Below are 18,118 nucleotides of genomic sequence, written 5' to 3'. Positions count from 1 at the left end.
GAGAGGGATGATGGGCCTTGCCCAATACGCGATCGTACCGGTCCAGGACGAGTGGGGCGTGCTGCACGACGGTGACGTCAAAAGCAAATACGCCACCAAGGAAGCGGCATTTGAATCCGCGGTGGCCGCTGCCTCGCTGGCACTACGCCAGGGGCACGAGATTCATCTCAGCGTGCCCGGGCGTGAGGCGGGCGAGAACGCGCTCGGAATCTAGCCACGTCACACGATCAGCCGGCCGCGCCGCCGGGCGATTCCAATCGTCACCTCGGCGCCGGCATTGAAGTCGAGACGGTCGGCTTCCACGCCGTCACTGAAGATCACGCCGTTCTCCGCCATCAATGAGCGGATGCGCATCCGCTCCTCCGAGACGAGGCGGCCGCAGATGAGATTGGTCTGGGAATAGCGGCTCGGGAAAGGCTCACGCACGGCGAAACGCAGCTCCGCTGCGTCCCAGGGCAGGGCGTCGTAGTCGCCGCGCGAGGAGGGCTGACCAAAGCTTCCGGCGATGGCCAGGGACCCGGTGACGATGCTCTTGAACCAGGCGGTCGATCCGAGCCCGGTCGAGACGATCAGCCCGCTCGAGGATTGCCGCTCCGTCGTCCCGCCGGCCGCGATCTCGTAGATCGCCGAGACGTGCGTGCGGGCGCCGATGAAGAGGTCGTTGACGGCATGAAGTGCCTGCCCATCGCCAAGCCTGGCCTCCGCCATCGTCACGGCCTGGCTGTTGCGCTTGTCGGCGGCGACCTCCGGCAGCAGCTTTGCGAGATCGCGCGGCGCAAAGGGAAGCAGGATTCCGTCGTAGCGCGCGGGGTCGGGATTGAGTCCGATCAACGGATGGCCGTCGAGATATTTCATCGTGTTGGCGACGACGCCGTCCTGGCCGAGCGCGACGACGATGTCATCGGGCGCAAAGATGAAGTTGGGCAGGAAGCCGCGCTCGATCACCTGATAGCGCCCCCATTGCTCCAGCACCTGAAGCGTCGCGTGCCGCTGCGTCTGATAGACCTCGTGCTCGCGTTCATAGTCGGAGAAGTCGGCGCCGAGATGCTCGACGTAGAAACGCGCCTGTGCCGCTGTCAGGTAACGCGCGACCAGGTCCTCCAGCCTGGTCTTGCGCGTCACCAGCACGATCTTGCGGTCATTGGCGGCGGACATTGGCGACCTCCGGCTTCGGCTTCTCGATCAACTGGCTCAGCAGGTCGGGCGAGACGTTGAGCTGGCCGATCTTCTCGGCCTTCTCGGCGATGCCGGAGAAGGCTTGCGCGATCAGCTGACCCGGCTGCATGCCGGCGGCGGCGAGCGCCTGGATCACGCGGGTGTCGACGCCCTCGAAGATCTTCATCAGCGCGCCGACGCGATAGGCCTCGGCATCGGCCAGCGTGCGGGTATTCTCGGCGTTCAGGCCGACGAAGTCCTTGCGCTTGCCTTCCAGCACGATATCCGCAGCCATGCCGGCCTGGCGCAGCTCGTTGCGCTTGGCGGCAACGCTCGCCTCGGCGTCCATCTGCGTCTCGCGGATCGAGCGCTTCTTCTGCTCGACTGCGATCTCGGTGTCGAGTTCGCTTTCGCGGATGGCGCGCTCCTGTTCGACGGCGAAGTTGCGCCGCGCGAAGATCGCCTCGTCCGCATTCTTCAGGATTGCTTCGCGCGCCTGCGCCTCCAGCGCCTTGGCGGTATCGGGCGTCGGCTTGATGCCGCGGATCGATACGCCCAGGATTTCGAGGCCGAGAGCCTCTATGTCGGCGCGTCCCCGCAAACCTCCCGCGATGATCTCGGCGATGCGGTCGGATGCCTGGAGCGCGTCCTTCAGCGTCAGCTCCTTGATCGCCTGCTGGGCGAGCACCTCGACCGTGCCGAGGATGCGTTCGGGGAGCTTCTCGGGATCGTCGGTCTCGTAGGTCTTGCCGTCGGGCTTCAGGGTGAAGTTGAGCATCGAGGCCGCCTTCCTGGGCTCGCTGACGCGATAGGTGACGTGACCCTGGACGGTCAGCGTCTGAAAGTCGCGCGCGATCTGCTGGAAAATGAAAGAGGCGTCGCGGCTGCCCACGGGCACGGCGACGAGCGTGGTCACCGGGGCGTAGTACAGCGCGGAGAGGCCGGTGCCCTCGGCAACGACGGCGCCGGCGCGATACTTCATCAGATAGGTGGTGGGCTGGGCCTTGATGAATCGGATGCCGAACATGGCTGCCTCCAAATGGTTGTAAGTTGGTCTGAGCAACTAAGTAAGTTGGACTGTACAACTAACTGTGCTACTGTCAAGGCCGAACAGGGGAGGCTGCCGATGGCGGGCAAGGATCTGGCCGAAGGGTCTGGACGATCAACACAATTGGATTTCCCGCGGCCCCTGACCACGGTCGACGTCGTGATCTTTGCGATTCTCGACGACCAGCTTCAGGTGCTGTTGGTGCAGCGTCCGGCGGGAGAAGGCGAACCGTTTCCACTGGGCCTGGCGCTGCCGGGTGGTTTCGTTGACGTCGCCAAAGACCGCGATCTGGCGGCCTGTGCGGTGCGCAAGCTGAAGGAGAAGACCGGGGTCACCAGCCCTTATCTCGAGCAGCTCGGCAGCTGGGGAAGCGCGACGCGCGATCCGCGCGGCTGGTCGGCGACACACGCCTATTTCGCGCTGATCCCGGCCGACGCAAGTGAGCTCACCAGCGATGCGCGCTGGTGTCCGATTCAAGGCGGAAGTCTGAAGGAGAAGCTCGCCTTCGACCACGGCGAGATCCTGGCCAGCGCGATCCGGCGCCTGCGCAACAAGGTGGAGTATACCTCGCTGCCCGCTTACCTGATGCCGGTGGAATTCACGCTGCCCGATCTGCAGCGCGTCTACGAGATCGTGCTCGACCGTCCGCTCGAGAAGAGCGCCTTCCGCACCAGGATCCTGTCCGCCGACGTGATCGAGCCGGTCGCGAAAATGCGGCGTGGCCCGAACCGGCCGGCGCAGCTCTATCGCCTGAAGAAGGGCAGGGAGCCCGTCTATTTCGTGCGGACGTTCAATCCACCGGAATAAGATCGCGCGGCGCCGTGACCGCCGCGGGTTTGCGGCCATGGTCGCTACACGCCCCTCCATAACATCATGTTAGGTTTATCGCATAACTGGGTAATTGTGTTAGCCCGGCGAAAGCCTATTGTCGTCTCACTCAAGACACCGACCGGCAGTGCCAAGCGCGCGCGGAGCTCCGCGGAAGCGTCCGGGGATTGCTGTCCAATTGTTCAACGAAGCCCGCCAACGGGACGTCAACAAACAACAGATCGGGAGGAAGTTTTCTGATGGCTACGACGCGCGCGACCCATGACATGAGTCAGTCCAGGAAGGCTGCCGCAAGCGGCTGGATCGGGTCGGCTCTCGAATATTATGATTTCTTCATCTACGCGACTGCGGCATCGCTGATCTTCCCGCAGATCTTCTTCCCGTCGGACAATCCAACTGTCGCGATCGTCGCATCGCTTGCGACCTATGGCGTCGGCTATGTGGCGCGCCCGATCGGTGCCTTCGTGCTCGGACATTGGGGCGACACCCATGGCCGCAAGACCATTCTCCTCGTCTGCATGTTCCTGATGGGGCTCTCGACCATGGCCGTCGGCGTCCTGCCGACTTATCAGCAGGTCGGCATTCTTGCGCCGATCCTGCTCGTGATCCTGCGCCTGGTGCAGGGCTTTGCCGTCGCCGGCGAAATCTCCGGCGCGAGCTCGATGATCCTGGAGCATGCGCCGTTCGGTCGCCGCGGCTTCTTTGCAAGCTTTGCCCTGCAGGGCGTGCAAGCCGGGCAGATTTTGGCCGCCGCCGTGTTTCTGCCGCTGGCGGCCTATATGCCGACGGAAGCTTTCAACAGCTGGGGCTGGCGCATTCCCTTCCTGCTCAGCTTCTTCGTCATTGTCGCAGGCTACATCATTCGCCGCGAGGTCGACGAGACGCCTGCGTTTGCGCGAGAGGAGAGCCGGGGAGAAACGCCGCGGGCTCCGGTCGTCCAGGCGATCAAGCTGAGCTGGCCCGACATGCTCAGGGTCATCTGTATGGCGCTGATGAACGTCATCCCGGTGGTTGCGACCATCTTCGGTGCGGCCTACGCGGTCCAGCCGGCCTACGGCATCGGCTTTGCCAAGGACGTTTATCTGTGGATCCCGGTCCTCGGAAACATGGTGGCCGTGTTCGTCATTCCCTTCGTCGGCCATCTCTCCGACAGGATCGGTCGCAAGCCTCCGATCATCGTCGGTGCGCTGCTGTCCGGCTTGCTCGCCTTCCTCTATCTCTATGCCATCAGCGTCAGGAACGTGCCGCTGGCGATCCTGGTCTCGCTGTTGATGTGGGGCGTCGTTTATCAGGGCTATAACGCGATCTTCCCGAGCTTTTATCCGGAGCTGTTCCCGACGCGCACCCGCGTATCGGCAATGGCGATCTCGCAGAACATCGGGACGACCATCACGGCCCTGCTGCCGGCTCTGTTTGCGACCGTGGCGCCTCCCGGCTCGGCCAACATTCCAATGACGGTGGGGGCGATCGCCTTCGGCATCACTGTTATCGCGGCGCTTGCGGCGGTCACGGCCCGGGAAACCTATCGGGTCCACATCGACGATCTCGGCAATCCCGCGGCAGTTCCTATGGCACGAGCCGACTACGAGCGGCAGCGCGCAGACACGGCGAATAGTGCTGCTGCGGTTCAGACCTGACCTGTACAGGAGGAGCAGTGCCGCTGCGATGATGTTCGCAGCGGCAGCGGTTCGCTGTATAGTTTGTCTCCGGGTAGAAGTTTCGTGCGCGTCAGCGCGATCATGATGAGGTTGCAGGATGAACCCCGCTGTAGTTGCCGTCGCCATCACCGGCTCCGTGCCGCGCAAGAAGGACAATCCGGCGGTGCCGATCTCGCCGGCCGAACAGATCGAATCGACGCACCAGGCCTTCGAGGCCGGCGCCACACTCGCGCATATCCATGTGCGAAACGACGACGAGTCGCCTTCGTCGGACCCGGAGCGCTTTGCGCTCGTGCAAGAGGGCATCAAGAAGCATTGTCCTGGGATGATCGTGCAGTTCTCGACCGGCGGGCGCGGCCGCGATCCCTCGGCGCGCGGATCGTCGCTCTATCTGAAACCCGACATGGCCTCGCTCTCCACCGGATCGGTGAACTTCCCGACCATCGTTTATGAGAACAGCGCCGCCCTGGTCGAGACGCTCGCCACTGGTATGAAGGCAAATGGCATCCGTCCGGAGATCGAGATCTTCGATTTGTCGCATCTGCACGGCGCCCGCCGCCTGATCGAGGCGGGGCTGATCGATGCGCGTCCGCACGTGCAGTTCGTCATGGGCGTCAAGAATGCGATGCCGGCCGACGAGCACGTGCTCGACATCCTGTTGGCCGAGCTCAGGCGGTTGATCCCCAAGGCGACGTGGACCGCGGCCGGAATCGGGCGCCATCAAGCCGAGGTCATGGATTGGGCGCTGGCGCGCGGCGCCGATGCGGTTCGCACCGGGCTCGAGGACAATATCAGGATCGACAAGACGCGCCTTGCCGCCAGCAATGCCGAGCTCGTGACCATCGCCGCTGAAGCCGTCACGCGCCACGGCCGCCGCGTCGCGACCGCATCCGAAGCGCGATCCCTGCTCGGAATGGCGGGGTAGGGACGTTCGTGCGCACCTGACGTCTGCCTGACATGCTCCCGGATGCCTTCTGCCATTCGGCGCGCGGCGTTCCCGCGTGCTGAGTCTGCGGGTAAGACAGCGGCTCACAGGCGTGATCGGCGCCTGCCGGGCAGGCGACGGCTGGAATGCGGTTCTTGAAATCTGACAGCAGGCTCATCGGGGTCCTGCTGGTGCTTGCGATCACCCAATTGATTGGATGGGGTACGATCGGCCTTCCGGCCGTGATCGGCCGCGACCTCGGGGCCGATCTCGGCATGAGCCTGCCGGCGGTGTTCGCGGGCAGCTCGGTGCTCTACGTCACCATGGGCCTGTGCGCGCCCTGGCTTGCCAAGGCCTTTGCGCGGCACGGTGCGCGCAGGGTGATGATGGTGGGCACTGTCGTTTCTGCGCCGGGGTTTGTCGTCCTGTTTTTCGCACGCGAGCCGGTTCTCTATTTCGCCGGCTGGGTGATTCTCGGCATGGGCGGCAGCGCCACCTTGTCGACCGGCGCCTATATCTTGCTGAACGAAGTGGTCGGACGCGGCGCCAAGAATGCCATTGGCGCCTTGATGCTGGTGACCGGCCTCTCCAGCAGCATCTTCTGGCCGACCACCTCGTTCCTCAGCGGCCTGCTCGGTTGGCGCGGCACCTGTCTGGTCTATGCGGCGATGATGCTCGCCATCAACCTTCCGCTCTATGGGTTGATTGCGCCGCGCCGGAAGATCGCGACGGACGATCACGGCGAGGCCGTCAAGGCTGCGCCGCCGCCTGCAATTCCGAGAAGCACCTTCGGTCTTGTCGTCTGCGTGATCACGATGAATGCTTTCGTCAATTTTGGCATCAGCGCCATCCTGATCGAGCTGTTGCGGGCGGAAGGCCTTGCGCCGGCGCAGGCGCTTGCATTCGGCTCGATGCTGGGCGTGATCCAGGTCAGCGCGCGCGGCCTCGACTTCCTCGGAGGCGGCCGGTGGGACGGCATCACCACAGGCCTCGTCGCCGGCGCGGCGCTTCCCATTGCCATGGTGCTGCTGATGCTGAGCGAGGGCGCGACCTGGGCGGTTGCGGCCTTCATCCTGCTCTATGGCGCCGGCAGCGGCGCGATGGCGGTGGCGCGTGCCACGATCCCGCTCGTGTTCTACGATCAGGCTGAATTCGCCAAGGCGATGTCGATGATCGCATTGCCGCTCAACCTGGCCTCGGCGATCTCGCCGCCGCTGCTCGCCGGCCTGCTCACCCAGTTCGGCAGCCGCGGCGCGCTTGGCCTCACCCTGGTGTTTTCTTGCGCGACGGTGCTGATCCTGGTCCTGCTCGGGCGGCGTCGGCCGGGAGCTGTCGCGGTCGGCGCGACTTAGGGTCATTCGCGGGGCGGAAATAGGAGCCTGGCGGCCGCTGCGATATGGCCGTATGCCCAGAGCGCAGGGCTCGGGATGCGAAAATAGTGTATCCGCAGGAAGCGCGGTCCACGATCTCGCCGCCGCGCCAAGATCCAGTTCCCCGGAGGAAATCGATATGTCGGCCCTGCCGCTCTCAGGCATCAAGATCCTTGACCTCACGCGTGTGCTCGCGGGGCCCTTGTCGGCCCAGATGCTGGGCGATCTCGGCGCCGAGGTGATCAAGATCGAGCGGCCCGGCACCGGCGACGACGCCCGCGCCTTCGGCCCGCCTTATCTGACCGACCCCGAAGGCAAGGCGAACAACAATAATTCGTTCTATCTCTGCGCCAACCGCAACAAGAAGTCGGTCACGGTCAACATCGCCAAACCGGAGGGGCAGGCGATCATCCGCGAGCTCGCTAAGGACGTCGACGTCTTCATGGAGAACTACAAGGTCGGCGATCTCAAGCGCTACGGCCTCGACTACGAGACCATCAAGGCGATCAATCCCAAGATCATTTATTGCTCGGTGACCGGCTTCGGCCAGACCGGCCCTTACGCGCCGCGTGCCGGCTATGACGCGATCCTGCAGGCGATGGGCGGCCTGATGAGCGTCACCGGCCACATGGACGGCGAGCCGGGCGAGGGCCCGATGAAGGTCGGTCCCTCCATCGTGGACTACATGACCGGCATGAACACCTCAATCGGCATTCTGTCGGCGCTCTATCATCGCGACGCCAACGGCGGCGTAGGACAACACCTCGACGTCTGCCTGTTCGACACCGTCATCGCCTCGCTGTCGCACTGGCTGCAGATCTATCTCGTCAACGGCAAGACACCGCCGCGCCGCGGGACCTGGGGCAATGGCGGCATGCCGGCCGGCGTGTTCCGCTGCACCGACGGCGAGCTGATGCTGGTGGTCGGCAATGACGGCCAGTTCCAGCGCACCTGCGCCGTGCTCGGCGAGCCGGAGCTTGCGAGCGATCCACGTTTCATCAAGAACAACGACCGCGTCGTGCACGGCAAGGAGATCATGGCGATCTTCGCCGGCCTGTTTCTGAAGAAGCCGGTGGCCTACTGGCTGGAGAAGTTGGAGGAGGCCGGCGTGCCCTCAGGCCCGATCAACAATTTCGAGCAGGTTTTTTCCGACCCGCACGTCCAGTCGCGCGGCATGCGGGTGAAGGTGAACCATCCTTTCCAGCCCGATCTGTCGTTGATCCGCAACGCGCTGACCTTCTCGGAGACGCCGATCGAGACCTACCGCGCGCCGCCGCTGCTCGGCGAGCACACCCGGGAAGTGCTTGGCAGCAAGCTCGGCTATGACGCCGGGAAGATCGAGGAGCTGAAGCAGCAGGGGATCATCTAGCCCCCTTTGCTTCGCGCCTGCCGCCCGGCTCGCGTCGGTGAGCGGTCCAGTAGCGATGATGATTGGCGGAAGCATGACGACGGTGCGGCCTTGTGCGGGGCTTGCGCGCAATCCCCAAATAATCCCGGTCCGTAGTCGCACAGGCTTTCGCTTTGCTCGAGACTCTGATTCGATCCCTCCACTGAGTTCGGGAGGGAAATGGATGTCCTACACGATCGGGTTCCAGGCGAAAGACCAGAAGGCAATTCTGGCGACCGAGGCGGCAACGGCCAACCAGGCTGTCGCCATCATTGCCGCGCTGCGGCAAAGTGCCGAGGAGATAAAATTCATCCGCTCGCCGCAGGAAGGCGACATGGGCATCGAAATGCTGCTGCTGCTCGCCAAGGAAGAGGCCGAGGAGATGCCGCAGCGGGGCTGATCCCGCAGCCACGTTTCGAGCTCTAGCGAAGCATGCCGCCTGCGCCATCGGCTAGTCAGGCAGTTGTCTCGCTTGAACCCGAAGGTGGCCCATGAAACGCGAAGCGCTTCGCGTCGAGCCGATCTCGACCTATCTCGACCGCTGGAACGCGCCGGCCTCGCCCGTGACGCGCGCCGGCAACATGATCTTCGTCTCCGGCCTGCCGCCGTTCGACCCGAACACGGGCGAGATCGCGGCGGTTCCGATCGAACGGCAGAGCGAATTGGTCATGGAGCAGTTGAAGCTGTGCCTGCACACGGCCGGCGCCACGCTCGACAATGTCATGAAGTGCAACGTCTACTGCACCTCGGCCAAACACTTCCCCGTCTTCAACGTGATCTATGCGCGCTACTTCCCGGAGCAGCCGCCGGCGCGGATCTTCGTCTGCATCCCCGAATGGACCGGGCCCTTCGACATCGAGATCGACTGCATCGCGATGATGTAACGCGGCCGGCGGTCGCTGCACTTCGCCCCGCTCGCGGGGAGGGGGCGCACCTACCGCGCGGCGGCCTTTGCCGGCGCCTTGGCCCCGAACCTGCCTGCCGTCAGTGCCATGGTGGCGACGTTGACGACACGCGCGACCACGTCCTCGACGTCGTCGAGATCGCATTGGCCGTCCGACAGTTTCGTCAGCCGCTCGCTCTCGCGAATGGTGTGGTGCGCCATGGCGAGCGCAAAATTCAGGCCCCAATAAATATCGACGTCGCTGCGGTCGGGCAGGGCCCTTCGCATCGCGCCCGCGAATTTCCGCAAATGGTCGATCTCGCGGTTCTTGATGCGGCGGATCGGCGGCACGGATTCGATCGAGGCGCGGATCATGAAGCGCGCCGCGGTCGAGCGCTGATTTTCCGGCCCGAGACAACCGCGCAGGGTCGGCCCCACCAGCGCGCGCAGGATCACCTCGATCGGCGCGCGGCCGCCGCCTTGCTCTTCCGCCGCCTTCAACTCGCGCAAACGCTCGCGGTTGGTCGCAATCGAGCGGGTGACAAATAATTCCGCGATCAGCTCGTCCTTTGAGCCGAAATGATAGTTCACCGCGGCCAGATTGACATTCGCCTCGGCGACGATGTCGCGCAGCGTGACGTCGCCGAAGCCGCGATCGGCATAGAGCCGTTCGGCGGCGGCGAGAATGGCAGACCTCGTATGATCGCTGGCCATGGATGTCTTCAGGGAGGGAGTTGCAATTCAAACAGTTGTATGAAACTATCGTTTGAAGGCCGGAGAATGTCAATCTGCAATCGCAACTGGTTCGCAATGCGAGCCGGTTCCGAGGGTTCGCAAGACGCACATGTTTGCGCTTGCGGGCCGTGCAAGGCGGGAGGACAGTCCGGCGCAAAACGAGATCGCAAAGAGAGAGACGAGGAGCGTCCCATGGACTTCGATATGTCGCCCAAGCAGAAGGAATGGCTCGACCGCGTGCGGTCGTTCATGGCCAAGCACGTGCGTCCGGCGGTGCCTGTCTATAACGAGCAGGATCAGAGCGGCGGCCGCTGGAAGGTGATCCCCATCCTCGAAGACCTCAAGAAGAAGGCGAAGGCGGAAGGCCTCTGGAACATGTTCATGCCGCCGAGCGAGCATGAGGACGACGAATTCCGCGGCGCGGGACTGACCAATCTCGAATACGCCCTGCTGTCGGAAGAGATGGGCCGCATCACCTGGGCCTCCGAAGTGTTCAACTGCTCCGCGCCGGACACCGGCAACATGGAAGTGTTCATCCGCTACGGCACCAAGGAACAGAAGCGCAAATGGCTGCGCCCGCTGATGGACGGCGAGATCCGCTCCGCCTTCCTGATGACGGAACCGGCGGTGGCCTCATCCGACGCCACCAACATCGAGACGCGGATCGAGAAGGACGGCGATCACTACGTCATCAACGGCCGCAAATGGTGGTCGTCGGGCGTCGGCGATCCCCGCTGCAAGATCGCGATCCTGATGGGCAAGACCGATTTCAATGCGGCCAAGCACCAGCAGCAGTCGCAGATCCTGGTTCCGCTCGACACCCCCGGCATCAAGGTCGAGAAGATGCTCCCTGTGTTCGGCTTCGACGACGCGCCGCACGGTCATGCCCAGGTGCTGCTCGAGAACGTCCGCGTCCCGAAGGAGAACATCCTGCTCGGCGAAGGCCGCGGCTTCGAGATCGCGCAGGGCCGCCTGGGACCTGGCCGCATCCATCACTGCATGCGTACCATCGGCAAGGCCGAGGAAGCGCTGGAGAAGATGGTGAAGCGGCTCACCTCGCGCACCGCCTTCGGCAAGAAGATCGTCGAGCATTCGGTGTGGGAGCAGCGCATCGGCGAGGCCCGCACCAACATCGAGATGACGCGGCTGCTCTGCCTCAAGGCCGCCGACATGATGGACAAGGTCGGCAACAAGACCGCGCAGGCCGAGATCGCCATGATCAAGGTCGCAGCCCCCAACATGGCGCTGAAGATCATCGACGAGGCGATCCAGGCCTTTGGCGGCGCGGGCGTCTCTGACGATGCCGGTCTTGCCAAGGACTACGCCCACATCCGTACGCTGCGTCTCGCCGACGGTCCGGACGAGGTGCACAATCGCGCCATTGCAAGGCTCGAAGTTCGGAAGTATGCCAACTCTCCCAAGCACTAAGCGAGAGAGCCGGGCTGATCGCCCGCTCTGAAGAAACGAGAAGAACATGATCCGCGCTCGGTGACCGCTTGACGCAAGTGCGTCGGCGGTTACCGAATAGGATCAGGTTCGGACTGAAGAGGGAGCGTCACCGTGGCTGACGGCGTCAGGAAAGACGAAGAGTTCTCGGGCACCAAGCCGGTCGAGGAGCGTCATCGCTTCGACGAACTGAGGCTCGAAGCGTGGATGCGCGAGCACGTCGAAGGCTTTGAAGGCCCGCTGGTCGTGCTCCAGTTCAAGGGCGGTCAGTCCAATCCGACGTACCGGCTCAACACGCCGAAGCGCTCCTATGTGATGCGCCGCAAGCCGTTCGGCAAATTGCTGCCGTCCGCGCACGCGGTCGATCGCGAATACCGCGTCATCGCAGCGCTTGGAAAGCAGGGTTTTCCGGTCGCGCACGCTTATGCGCTGTGCCAGGACGACAGCATCATCGGCGCCGCCTTCTACATCATGTCGATGGAGGAGGGCCGCGTGTTCTGGGATCCGACGCTGCCGAGCCAGGACAACGATTCCCGCCGAAAGATATTCACCAGCAAGATCGAGACGCTGGCGAAACTCCACATGTACGATCCAGTCGCGATCGGCCTTGGCGATTTCGGCAAGCCTGGCAATTATTTCGCGCGCCAGATCGACCGCTGGACCAAGCAGTATCGCGCGTCCGAAACGCAGCATATTCCCGAGTTCGAGAAGGTCGCCGAATGGCTGCCCAGGACCGTGCCGGAGCAGGCGCGCGTCTCCATCGTCCATGGCGACTATCGCCTCGACAACATGATTTTCCACGCCACGGAACCGCGCGTGCAGGCTGTGCTGGACTGGGAGCTGTCGACGCTCGGCGATCCCATGGCCGACTTCACCTATCTGTTGATGCAATGGATCATGCCGGGCCTCGAGGGCGCCGACCTCAAGGCGCTCAACATCCCGAGCCTGGAGGAGGCCGCGCAGATCTATTGCAACGTCACCAAGATGACGGTGCCTGATCTCAACTGGTATTTTGCCTACAATCTGTTTCGTCTTGCCGGCATCACCCAGGGAATCGCCGGCCGCGTTCGCGACGGCACCGCTGCGAACGCCAAGGCGCTCGAGTCCGCCAAGCGCACCGTGCCGCTGTCAAAGGCGTCCTGGGAATACGCGCAGAAGGCAGGTGCGGTGTAGGAGGAGAGGTGGGCGAGGCTGGTAGCCGCGCCTTTTGTCTGGTGCGTCGCTGTCCCAGCACACTCCGTCATTGCGAGCGTAGCGAAGCAATCCAGAATCTCGCCGCGGCGGCAGCCTGGATTGCTTCGTCGCAAGAGCTCCTCGCAATGACGAGGAGGCCACTCGCGCGCGCTCTCATCGGCGGCTCTCGCAGGAAGGGCCAAAGCGCGCAGGACGGTGCCCACCATCTTTCCGCTTCCGGTTTGACAACGCATCATTCGACCCCATCTCCCCTCAAGGAGACGGTCATGATCCAGCAACTGCGCATCTACGAGATTTTCGAAAAGAACAAGACTGCCTTTCACGCCCGCTTCCGCGACCATGCCGCGCGTATCATGCGAACCAAATATGGTTTCAAGATCGTCGCGATGTGGGAGACGAAGTTCGGCGATCGTACCGAGTTTGCCTACCTGCTGGAGTGGCCGGACGAGAGGACGAAAACGTCGGCATGGGCTGCCTTCATGGCCGATGCTGAGTGGACCGAGATCAAGCGTGTGACCCATGCGGACCACGGCCTTATGGTCGGCCAGATCGAGGACCGTCTGCTTGTGCCGGTGGATTATTCACCGTCGTCCAGCCTGTTACGTTGATGTCCGCTCGGGACCGCGCCCATGATCGATCACACGACTCTCATCACTTACATCCTTATCGTGCTCGGTTTCGTTTTCATTCCGGGCCCCGCAACGCTGGTCACGATGGCGCGGGCGGCAAGTTCGGGGACGCGCGTCGGCATCGCGACAGGCGCGGGGATTGCGGCCGGTGATTTGATCCACACCTCGATGGCGATTGCTGGCCTGTCGGCGATCATCGCGACCTCGGCGCTGCTCTTCAGCATCGTCAAATATGCCGGCGCTGCGTTCCTGATCTACCTCGGGATCCGCGCCATGCTCGACAGGGCGCCGATCGAGTTGAATGGCGCGCCCGCGATCGGCGCAGGCCGCGCCTTCCGGCAGGCTGTGCTGACCGAGGTGCTCAATCCCAAGACCGCGCTGTTCTTCCTCGCGTTCCTGCCGCAGTTCGTCCGGCCGGAGCACGGCTCGACCGCACTTCAGCTCGCCACTCTCGGTGCCGTCTTCGTGCTGCTCGGCCTTCTGAGTACGATCGTGTTCGCTGTCGGCGCCGGCCGCCTCGGCAATCTGTTGCGCCGCCATCCCGCTGTGGTGAAATGGCAGGGCAAGGTGGTCGGGACAATCTACTGTGCCGTCGGGGCGCGGCTCGCGTTGCAGGAGCGATGAAGCGAGCAGTTCGTGCGACGGAGCGCGGACTTCTAGGGTGGGCAAAGGCGCGTAGCGCCGTGCCCACCATCTGTCGATGATTGTCGCGAAACGGTGGGCACGCTTCCGCTTTGCCCACCCTACGGCACCTACGATGCCGCCTTCGCGCAATGCGCGATCAGCTTCTCCACGAAGCCTGCGCACTTTTCCAGCTCGGCCATTGCGATGAACTCGTCAGGCGTATGCGCCTGCGCGATTGCGCCGGGCCCGATCACCACTGAGGGGATCTCGGCCATGCTGGCAAACAGGCTCGCTTCGGTGCCGAAGGCGACCTTGGCGTGATCGTTGCGGCCGGCAAGGCTCTTGGCCAGCGTGACGATGGCGGCATCGGCGGCGGTATCGAGCGCGGGATAGTCGAGGATCTCCTCGAAATCGATGCCGCACTCAGGGTTCCGGGCTTTCATCGCGGGCTCCAGCTCGGCCTTGGCCCAGGCGACGATCGCATCCGTCACTTCCCTGGACTCGGTGATGCCGATGCCGCGGCATTCGAAATCCACGGTACAGGTGTCGGGCACGATGTTCAGCGCCGCGCCGCCATGGACGATGCTGGTCAGCAACGTCGAGTGCGGCACGTCGTAGAGACTGTTGCGCTCGGCTTCGCTGGCGAGCTTCACGGCGCGGCGGCGGATCTCGGTGATCATTTCGGCGGCGTATTCGATGGCGTTGATGCCGTCGGGCGCAATCGAGGAGTGGCGGGCGAGGCCGCGGAACGTCGCGCGCACGCCGTGCTTGCCCTTGTGGCCGATGATGACCTTCATCTCGGTCGGCTCGCCGATGAACGCGCCGAGCGGCCGCACCTTCTTCTTCGCGACCTCGCCAAGCATCGGGCGGACGCCGACGCAACCGATCTCCTCGTCATAGGAGATCGCAAGATGGATCGGCGTATTCAGCTTCGCTTCGAGCATTTCCGGCACCATCGCAAGGCACACCGCGACGAAGCCCTTCATGTCGGTGGTGCCGCGGCCGTAGAGCTTGCCGTCACGCTCGACCAGCTTGAAGGGATCGTGGCTCCAGTCCTGGCCTACGACCGGCACCACGTCGGTGTGGCCGGACAGCACGAAACCGGGTTTGTCCTCCGGCCCGATCGTGACCCAGAGCGAAGCCTTCTGACCGGTCTCATCGACGAAACGCTCGCTTTTGACGCCCAGAGAAGCGAGATAACTCTCGATATGGGCGATCAGGGGCAGGTTGGTGCGGTCGCTGATCGTGTCGAAAGCGACGAGGTTCGCGAGGATTTGTCGAATACGATCGGGTCTTGAGCTTGGCATTGTCACGGTCTTGTCAGGGGATTGCGAAAGCTGAGATTGTTTGCATGAACCATACCAAGGCGACGGCCGGTCAGGCAAATCAACACGGGCCCGCAGCTCGGATGGAGCGCAGCGAAATCCGGGACCGCCGTGTCCGCGCGGACAGATTCCCGGATTGCGCTACGCTCCATCCGGGCTACGAGATCTTGCGTTGCTTGACGGGCAAAACACGCCAGCAAAGCTCGGGCGAGATGAGCCGCGATAATGCGAAGGTGTGTCTGCGATGAAGATGCCAGTTGAATGAGCGGCGCCGCTACTGCGTACTCCGTCGTTGCGAGCGCAGGGAAGCAATCCATGTGGCTTTCTTGGTCCCGGCTCTGCGCAGCAGCGTAAAAACGCTGCAGCGCGTCCGGGACACGAGACTGCCTCAGACCGGTTTGCCCGTATACGGCATCGACGCCGTGAGACCGCCATCCACCGGGAAGGCCTGGCCATTCACATAAGATGCCTCGTCGCTCGCCAGGAACAATCCCATCGCGGCGAGTTCGTGCGGTTGGCCGGGGCGCTTGAGCGGATTGAGCTGGCCGATCTTGTCCTGGGTGCCGCGCTCCTTGGCGCGATCGAAAATCGGCTTGGTCATGCCTGTTTCGATCAGACCGGGACAGACCGCGTTGATGCGCACGCCGGTGCCGGTGAGCGAATAGGCGGTGGTCTGCACCAGCGAGATCACGCCGGCCTTGCTCGCGGCATAGGGATGTCCGCTGGCGCCGGCCTTGAGGCCCGCGACCGACGCTGTCAGGACGATCGCGCCGGACTGCTGCTTCACCATGTGCGGCATCGCGTGCTTCACCGCAAGGAATGGTCCGATCAGATTGACACGCAGCACTTCCTGCCAGTGTTCCACGGTCTGCTCGCCGAGTGGAACGAGGCCGCCGGAGATGCCGGCATTGGCCCAGATCACGTCGAGCCGTCCGTGCGTCTTCACCGCCTTGTCGATCATCGCCATGACGTCCTTCTCGGAGCCGGCGTCGGCGATCATCGCCTCGGCAATGCCGCCGGCCTTCTTCACCTCGTCGACGGTCTCGTTCACCGCCTCGGTGCGATCGACCGCGATCAGCTTGGCGCCTTCCCGGGTGAACAAGAGCGCTGCCGCGCGGCCGATGCCGCTGCCGGCGCCGGTGATGATGACGGATTTGCCTTGCAGGCGGCCCATGCGTTTCTCCCTTTGGTACGCGCGCGACGCTTGCCGCGCGACGGAATTTCAAACAGAATTTCAAACGGCAAAGTGTCTTGAGACACGTTCACACCTGACGTACAGCGACATCACACGGGATGGAAGAGCTTCATGGCAACCGCAGACAAGCCGAACGTGATCACGACACGCTGGTGGTGGGTTCGTCATGCGCCGGTGCGCAATGACGGCGGCAACATCTACGGGCAAAGCGATATCGCCTGCGACACCAGCGACACCTATGTGTTCAACGCCGTTGCGAAGGTGTTGCCGCGCAAGGCGGTCTGGTATTCGAGCAATCTGATGCGCACGCACCAGACCGCGGAAGCGATCTGGGAAGCGGGCTATCCACGGCCCGCATCGATGAAGCGGGAAGCGGACCTCGCCGAACAGAATCTCGGCCGTTGGCAGGGCATGAACCGCGCCGAGTTCATCGCCAGCCGCCCGGTGGGCGCGAGCTGGTTCGCCGATATCAACGAGCCCGCGCCCGGTGGCGAGAGTTTCATGGACCTCTATGTCCGCACGCGCCGCACCGTCGAGCGGATCAACAATGAGGCGGCCGGGCAGGACATCATCGCCGTGGCGCACGGTGGCACCATCAAGGCGGCGATCGGCCTCGCCCTCGACGGCCAGCTGGAGCGGGCGTTGTCGTTCGACATCGACAATGTGTCGATCACGCGGCTCGATCATTTTGCGAGTCCCGAGCGTACGGTGTGGCGGTTGCCGATGGTGAACCAGCAGCCATGGATCGCCGACGATGCGCATGCGGCGATGCACCAGCCGGCGGGACCGGAAGTGAAGAAGCTCGCGTGAGCGAGCTGACATCCAATACGAACATCAATCTGGGAGAGAAACATGACCTTGTTCGACATGAAGGGCAAAGTTGCCGTCATCACGGGATCGACGCGCGGCATCGGGCTTGCGATCGCCGAGCGCATGGCCGAGCACGGCGCCAAGGTCGTGATCTCCTCGCGCAAGGCCGACGTCTGCGAGCAGGTGGCGCAGGGCATTAACGAGAAGTTCGGCAAGGGCACCGCGGTCGCGATTGCCGCCAACATTTCCTCGAAGGAGAATCTGCAGACCCTCGTCGACGAGAGCAACCGCGCCTTCGGCAAGATCGACGTGCTGGTCTGCAATGCCGCGTCGAATCCGTATTACGGTCCGCTCGCCGGCATCTCCGACGATCAGTTCAGGAAGATCCTCGACAACAACATCGTCGCAAACAATTGGCTGATCTCGATGGTGGTGCCGCAGATGATCGAGCGCAAGGACGGCTCGGTCATCATCGTCTCCTCGATCGGCGGCCTGAAGGGCTCGACCATCCTCGGTGCCTACGCGATCTCGAAGGCTGCCGACATGCAGCTCGCACGCAATCTTGCCTGCGAATACGGCAAGCACAATATTCGCGTGAACTGCATCGCGCCCGGCCTGATCAAGACCGACTTCGCCAAGGCGCTGTGGGACAATCCCGAGAACCTGAAGGCCTCGACCGCGCGCTCGCCGCTGCTCCGCATCGGCATCCCCGACGAGATCGCGGGCGCGGCGGTGTTCCTGGGCTCGAAGGCCGGTGACTTCATGACTGGCCAGACCATGGTGATCGACGGCGGCGCGACGATCAGTTGAGACTCTTGTGTCCCGGACGCGGTGCGGCACGCAACTGACGGTGCGCTCCCTCTCCCGCTTGCGGGGGAGGGTTGGGGAGGGGGTCTCTCCACAGCG

The 18,118-nt window shown here is 63.6% G+C and carries 19 protein-coding genes; 14 read left to right on the top strand and 5 right to left on the bottom strand.

The genetic code is table 11. The features are described from left to right. Nucleotides 1-10 precede the first annotated feature (10 nt). On the top strand, nucleotides 11-214 hold the full coding sequence (locus tag X265_RS22960) for a hypothetical protein (protein WP_128969370.1): 204 nt from the start codon (nucleotides 11-13) through the stop codon (nucleotides 212-214). Nucleotides 215-219: 5 nt separating this feature from the next. Here the strand turns inward: X265_RS22960 and X265_RS22955 are convergent, their stop codons facing one another. Both X265_RS22955 and X265_RS22950 read right to left on the bottom strand, forming a co-directional pair. Then, a complete protein-coding gene (locus X265_RS22955) occupies nucleotides 220-1,155 on the bottom strand; it encodes a diacylglycerol kinase catalytic domain-containing protein (RefSeq protein ID WP_128966860.1) in 936 nt (311 codons plus the stop codon). Beyond that, entirely contained in the window at nucleotides 1,139-2,182 is a 1,044-nt protein-coding gene (locus X265_RS22950; protein WP_128966859.1) for an SPFH domain-containing protein, read from the bottom strand. Before X265_RS22950 ends, X265_RS22955 begins: the two co-directional genes overlap by 17 nt. 99 nt (nucleotides 2,183-2,281) lie before the next feature. Between X265_RS22950 and X265_RS22945 the strand changes: the two genes are divergently transcribed. The 7 genes from X265_RS22945 to X265_RS22915 all read left to right on the top strand — a co-directional run bounded on the left by X265_RS22945 (nucleotide 2,282) and on the right by X265_RS22915 (nucleotide 9,255). Next, on the top strand, nucleotides 2,282-3,010 hold the full coding sequence (locus tag X265_RS22945; protein ID WP_128966858.1) for an NUDIX hydrolase: 729 nt from the start codon (nucleotides 2,282-2,284) through the stop codon (nucleotides 3,008-3,010). 260 nt (nucleotides 3,011-3,270) lie between these two features. Beyond that, nucleotides 3,271-4,668, top strand: a complete 1,398-nt coding sequence (locus X265_RS22940; protein WP_128966857.1) for an MFS transporter — start codon at nucleotides 3,271-3,273, stop codon at nucleotides 4,666-4,668. Between the two features lie 118 nt (nucleotides 4,669-4,786). Continuing rightward, nucleotides 4,787-5,614 (top strand): 3-oxoadipate:acetyl-CoA acetyltransferase, encoded by an 828-nt coding sequence (locus tag X265_RS22935; protein ID WP_128966856.1) that lies wholly within the window; start codon nucleotides 4,787-4,789, stop codon nucleotides 5,612-5,614. Between the two features lie 146 nt (nucleotides 5,615-5,760). Continuing rightward, nucleotides 5,761-6,966, top strand: coding sequence for an MFS transporter (locus X265_RS22930; RefSeq protein ID WP_128966855.1), 1,206 nt, complete (start codon nucleotides 5,761-5,763; stop codon nucleotides 6,964-6,966). Nucleotides 6,967-7,123: 157 nt separating this feature from the next. Then, nucleotides 7,124-8,353 (top strand): CaiB/BaiF CoA transferase family protein, encoded by a 1,230-nt coding sequence (locus X265_RS22925; RefSeq protein WP_128966854.1) that lies wholly within the window; start codon nucleotides 7,124-7,126, stop codon nucleotides 8,351-8,353. Nucleotides 8,354-8,555: 202 nt separating this feature from the next. Continuing rightward, nucleotides 8,556-8,771, top strand: a complete 216-nt coding sequence (locus X265_RS22920; protein ID WP_128966853.1) for a hypothetical protein — start codon at nucleotides 8,556-8,558, stop codon at nucleotides 8,769-8,771. A gap of 91 nt (nucleotides 8,772-8,862) precedes the next feature. Next, entirely contained in the window at nucleotides 8,863-9,255 is a 393-nt protein-coding gene (locus tag X265_RS22915) for a RidA family protein (protein WP_128966852.1), read from the top strand. A gap of 50 nt (nucleotides 9,256-9,305) precedes the next feature. Here X265_RS22915 and X265_RS22910 read toward each other — a convergent pair whose 3' ends face one another. Next, nucleotides 9,306-9,968: a TetR/AcrR family transcriptional regulator gene (locus tag X265_RS22910; protein WP_128966851.1), complete on the bottom strand. Its 663-nt coding sequence runs from the start codon at nucleotides 9,966-9,968 to the stop codon at nucleotides 9,306-9,308. A 213-nt stretch (nucleotides 9,969-10,181) separates the two neighbouring features. Between X265_RS22910 and X265_RS22905 the strand changes: the two genes are divergently transcribed. The 4 genes from X265_RS22905 (at nucleotide 10,182) to X265_RS22890 (ending at nucleotide 13,882) form a co-directional block, all read left to right on the top strand. Beyond that, nucleotides 10,182-11,417 (top strand): acyl-CoA dehydrogenase family protein, encoded by a 1,236-nt coding sequence (locus X265_RS22905; RefSeq protein ID WP_128966850.1) that lies wholly within the window; start codon nucleotides 10,182-10,184, stop codon nucleotides 11,415-11,417. Between the two features lie 132 nt (nucleotides 11,418-11,549). Next, nucleotides 11,550-12,608 carry a phosphotransferase family protein gene (locus X265_RS22900; RefSeq protein ID WP_128966849.1) on the top strand — a complete coding sequence of 353 codons (1,059 nt, stop codon included), beginning with the start codon at nucleotides 11,550-11,552 and terminating at the stop codon, nucleotides 12,606-12,608. Between the two features lie 287 nt (nucleotides 12,609-12,895). Continuing rightward, nucleotides 12,896-13,237 carry an NIPSNAP family protein gene (locus X265_RS22895; protein ID WP_128966848.1) on the top strand — a complete coding sequence of 114 codons (342 nt, stop codon included), beginning with the start codon at nucleotides 12,896-12,898 and terminating at the stop codon, nucleotides 13,235-13,237. A gap of 21 nt (nucleotides 13,238-13,258) precedes the next feature. Next, nucleotides 13,259-13,882: a LysE family translocator gene (locus tag X265_RS22890; protein WP_128966847.1), complete on the top strand. Its 624-nt coding sequence runs from the start codon at nucleotides 13,259-13,261 to the stop codon at nucleotides 13,880-13,882. A 128-nt stretch (nucleotides 13,883-14,010) separates the two neighbouring features. On the opposite strand, the gene argE is transcribed toward X265_RS22890, so the two are convergent. Both argE and X265_RS22880 read right to left on the bottom strand, forming a co-directional pair. Next, complete coding sequence (gene argE / locus X265_RS22885) at nucleotides 14,011-15,189, bottom strand: acetylornithine deacetylase (RefSeq protein WP_128966846.1); 1,179 nt, start codon at nucleotides 15,187-15,189, stop codon at nucleotides 14,011-14,013. A 406-nt stretch (nucleotides 15,190-15,595) separates the two neighbouring features. Then, a complete protein-coding gene (locus X265_RS22880; protein WP_128966845.1) occupies nucleotides 15,596-16,381 on the bottom strand; it encodes an SDR family NAD(P)-dependent oxidoreductase in 786 nt (261 codons plus the stop codon). Between the two features lie 132 nt (nucleotides 16,382-16,513). On the opposite strand from X265_RS22880, the gene X265_RS22875 reads away from it, so the two are divergent. After that, nucleotides 16,514-17,212, top strand: a complete 699-nt coding sequence (locus X265_RS22875; protein ID WP_128966844.1) for a histidine phosphatase family protein — start codon at nucleotides 16,514-16,516, stop codon at nucleotides 17,210-17,212. 42 nt (nucleotides 17,213-17,254) lie between these two features. Beyond that, nucleotides 17,255-18,022, top strand: a complete 768-nt coding sequence (locus X265_RS22870; protein WP_128966843.1) for an SDR family NAD(P)-dependent oxidoreductase — start codon at nucleotides 17,255-17,257, stop codon at nucleotides 18,020-18,022. Nucleotides 18,023-18,118: the final 96 nt, after the last annotated feature.

The organism is Bradyrhizobium guangdongense, assembly GCF_004114975.1.
Classification (GTDB): Bacteria; Pseudomonadota; Alphaproteobacteria; order Rhizobiales; family Xanthobacteraceae; genus Bradyrhizobium; species Bradyrhizobium guangdongense.
The sequence above is the reverse complement of the archived record's forward strand: the minus strand, read 5'-3'. Positions and strand labels throughout refer to the sequence as shown.

Coding starts and splice junctions, on each gene's coding strand:
- X265_RS22905 (WP_128966850.1), top strand. CDS start 10,182: ATGGACTTCGATATGTCGCCCAAGCAGAAGGAATGGCTCGACCGCGTG.
- X265_RS22895 (WP_128966848.1), top strand. CDS start 12,896: ATGATCCAGCAACTGCGCATCTACGAGATTTTCGAAAAGAACAAGACT.
- X265_RS22940 (WP_128966857.1), top strand. CDS start 3,271: ATGGCTACGACGCGCGCGACCCATGACATGAGTCAGTCCAGGAAGGCT.
- X265_RS22930 (WP_128966855.1), top strand. CDS start 5,761: ATGCGGTTCTTGAAATCTGACAGCAGGCTCATCGGGGTCCTGCTGGTG.
- X265_RS22910 (WP_128966851.1), bottom strand. CDS start 9,968: ATGGCCAGCGATCATACGAGGTCTGCCATTCTCGCCGCCGCCGAACGG.
- X265_RS22925 (WP_128966854.1), top strand. CDS start 7,124: ATGTCGGCCCTGCCGCTCTCAGGCATCAAGATCCTTGACCTCACGCGT.
- X265_RS22935 (WP_128966856.1), top strand. CDS start 4,787: ATGAACCCCGCTGTAGTTGCCGTCGCCATCACCGGCTCCGTGCCGCGC.
- X265_RS22870 (WP_128966843.1), top strand. CDS start 17,255: ATGACCTTGTTCGACATGAAGGGCAAAGTTGCCGTCATCACGGGATCG.
- X265_RS22950 (WP_128966859.1), bottom strand. CDS start 2,182: ATGTTCGGCATCCGATTCATCAAGGCCCAGCCCACCACCTATCTGATG.
- X265_RS22945 (WP_128966858.1), top strand. CDS start 2,282: ATGGCGGGCAAGGATCTGGCCGAAGGGTCTGGACGATCAACACAATTG.
- X265_RS22890 (WP_128966847.1), top strand. CDS start 13,259: ATGATCGATCACACGACTCTCATCACTTACATCCTTATCGTGCTCGGT.
- X265_RS22915 (WP_128966852.1), top strand. CDS start 8,863: ATGAAACGCGAAGCGCTTCGCGTCGAGCCGATCTCGACCTATCTCGAC.
- X265_RS22880 (WP_128966845.1), bottom strand. CDS start 16,381: ATGGGCCGCCTGCAAGGCAAATCCGTCATCATCACCGGCGCCGGCAGC.
- X265_RS22960 (WP_128969370.1), top strand. CDS start 11: ATGGGCCTTGCCCAATACGCGATCGTACCGGTCCAGGACGAGTGGGGC.
- X265_RS22955 (WP_128966860.1), bottom strand. CDS start 1,155: ATGTCCGCCGCCAATGACCGCAAGATCGTGCTGGTGACGCGCAAGACC.
- X265_RS22875 (WP_128966844.1), top strand. CDS start 16,514: ATGGCAACCGCAGACAAGCCGAACGTGATCACGACACGCTGGTGGTGG.
- X265_RS22920 (WP_128966853.1), top strand. CDS start 8,556: ATGTCCTACACGATCGGGTTCCAGGCGAAAGACCAGAAGGCAATTCTG.
- argE (WP_128966846.1), bottom strand. CDS start 15,189: ATGCCAAGCTCAAGACCCGATCGTATTCGACAAATCCTCGCGAACCTC.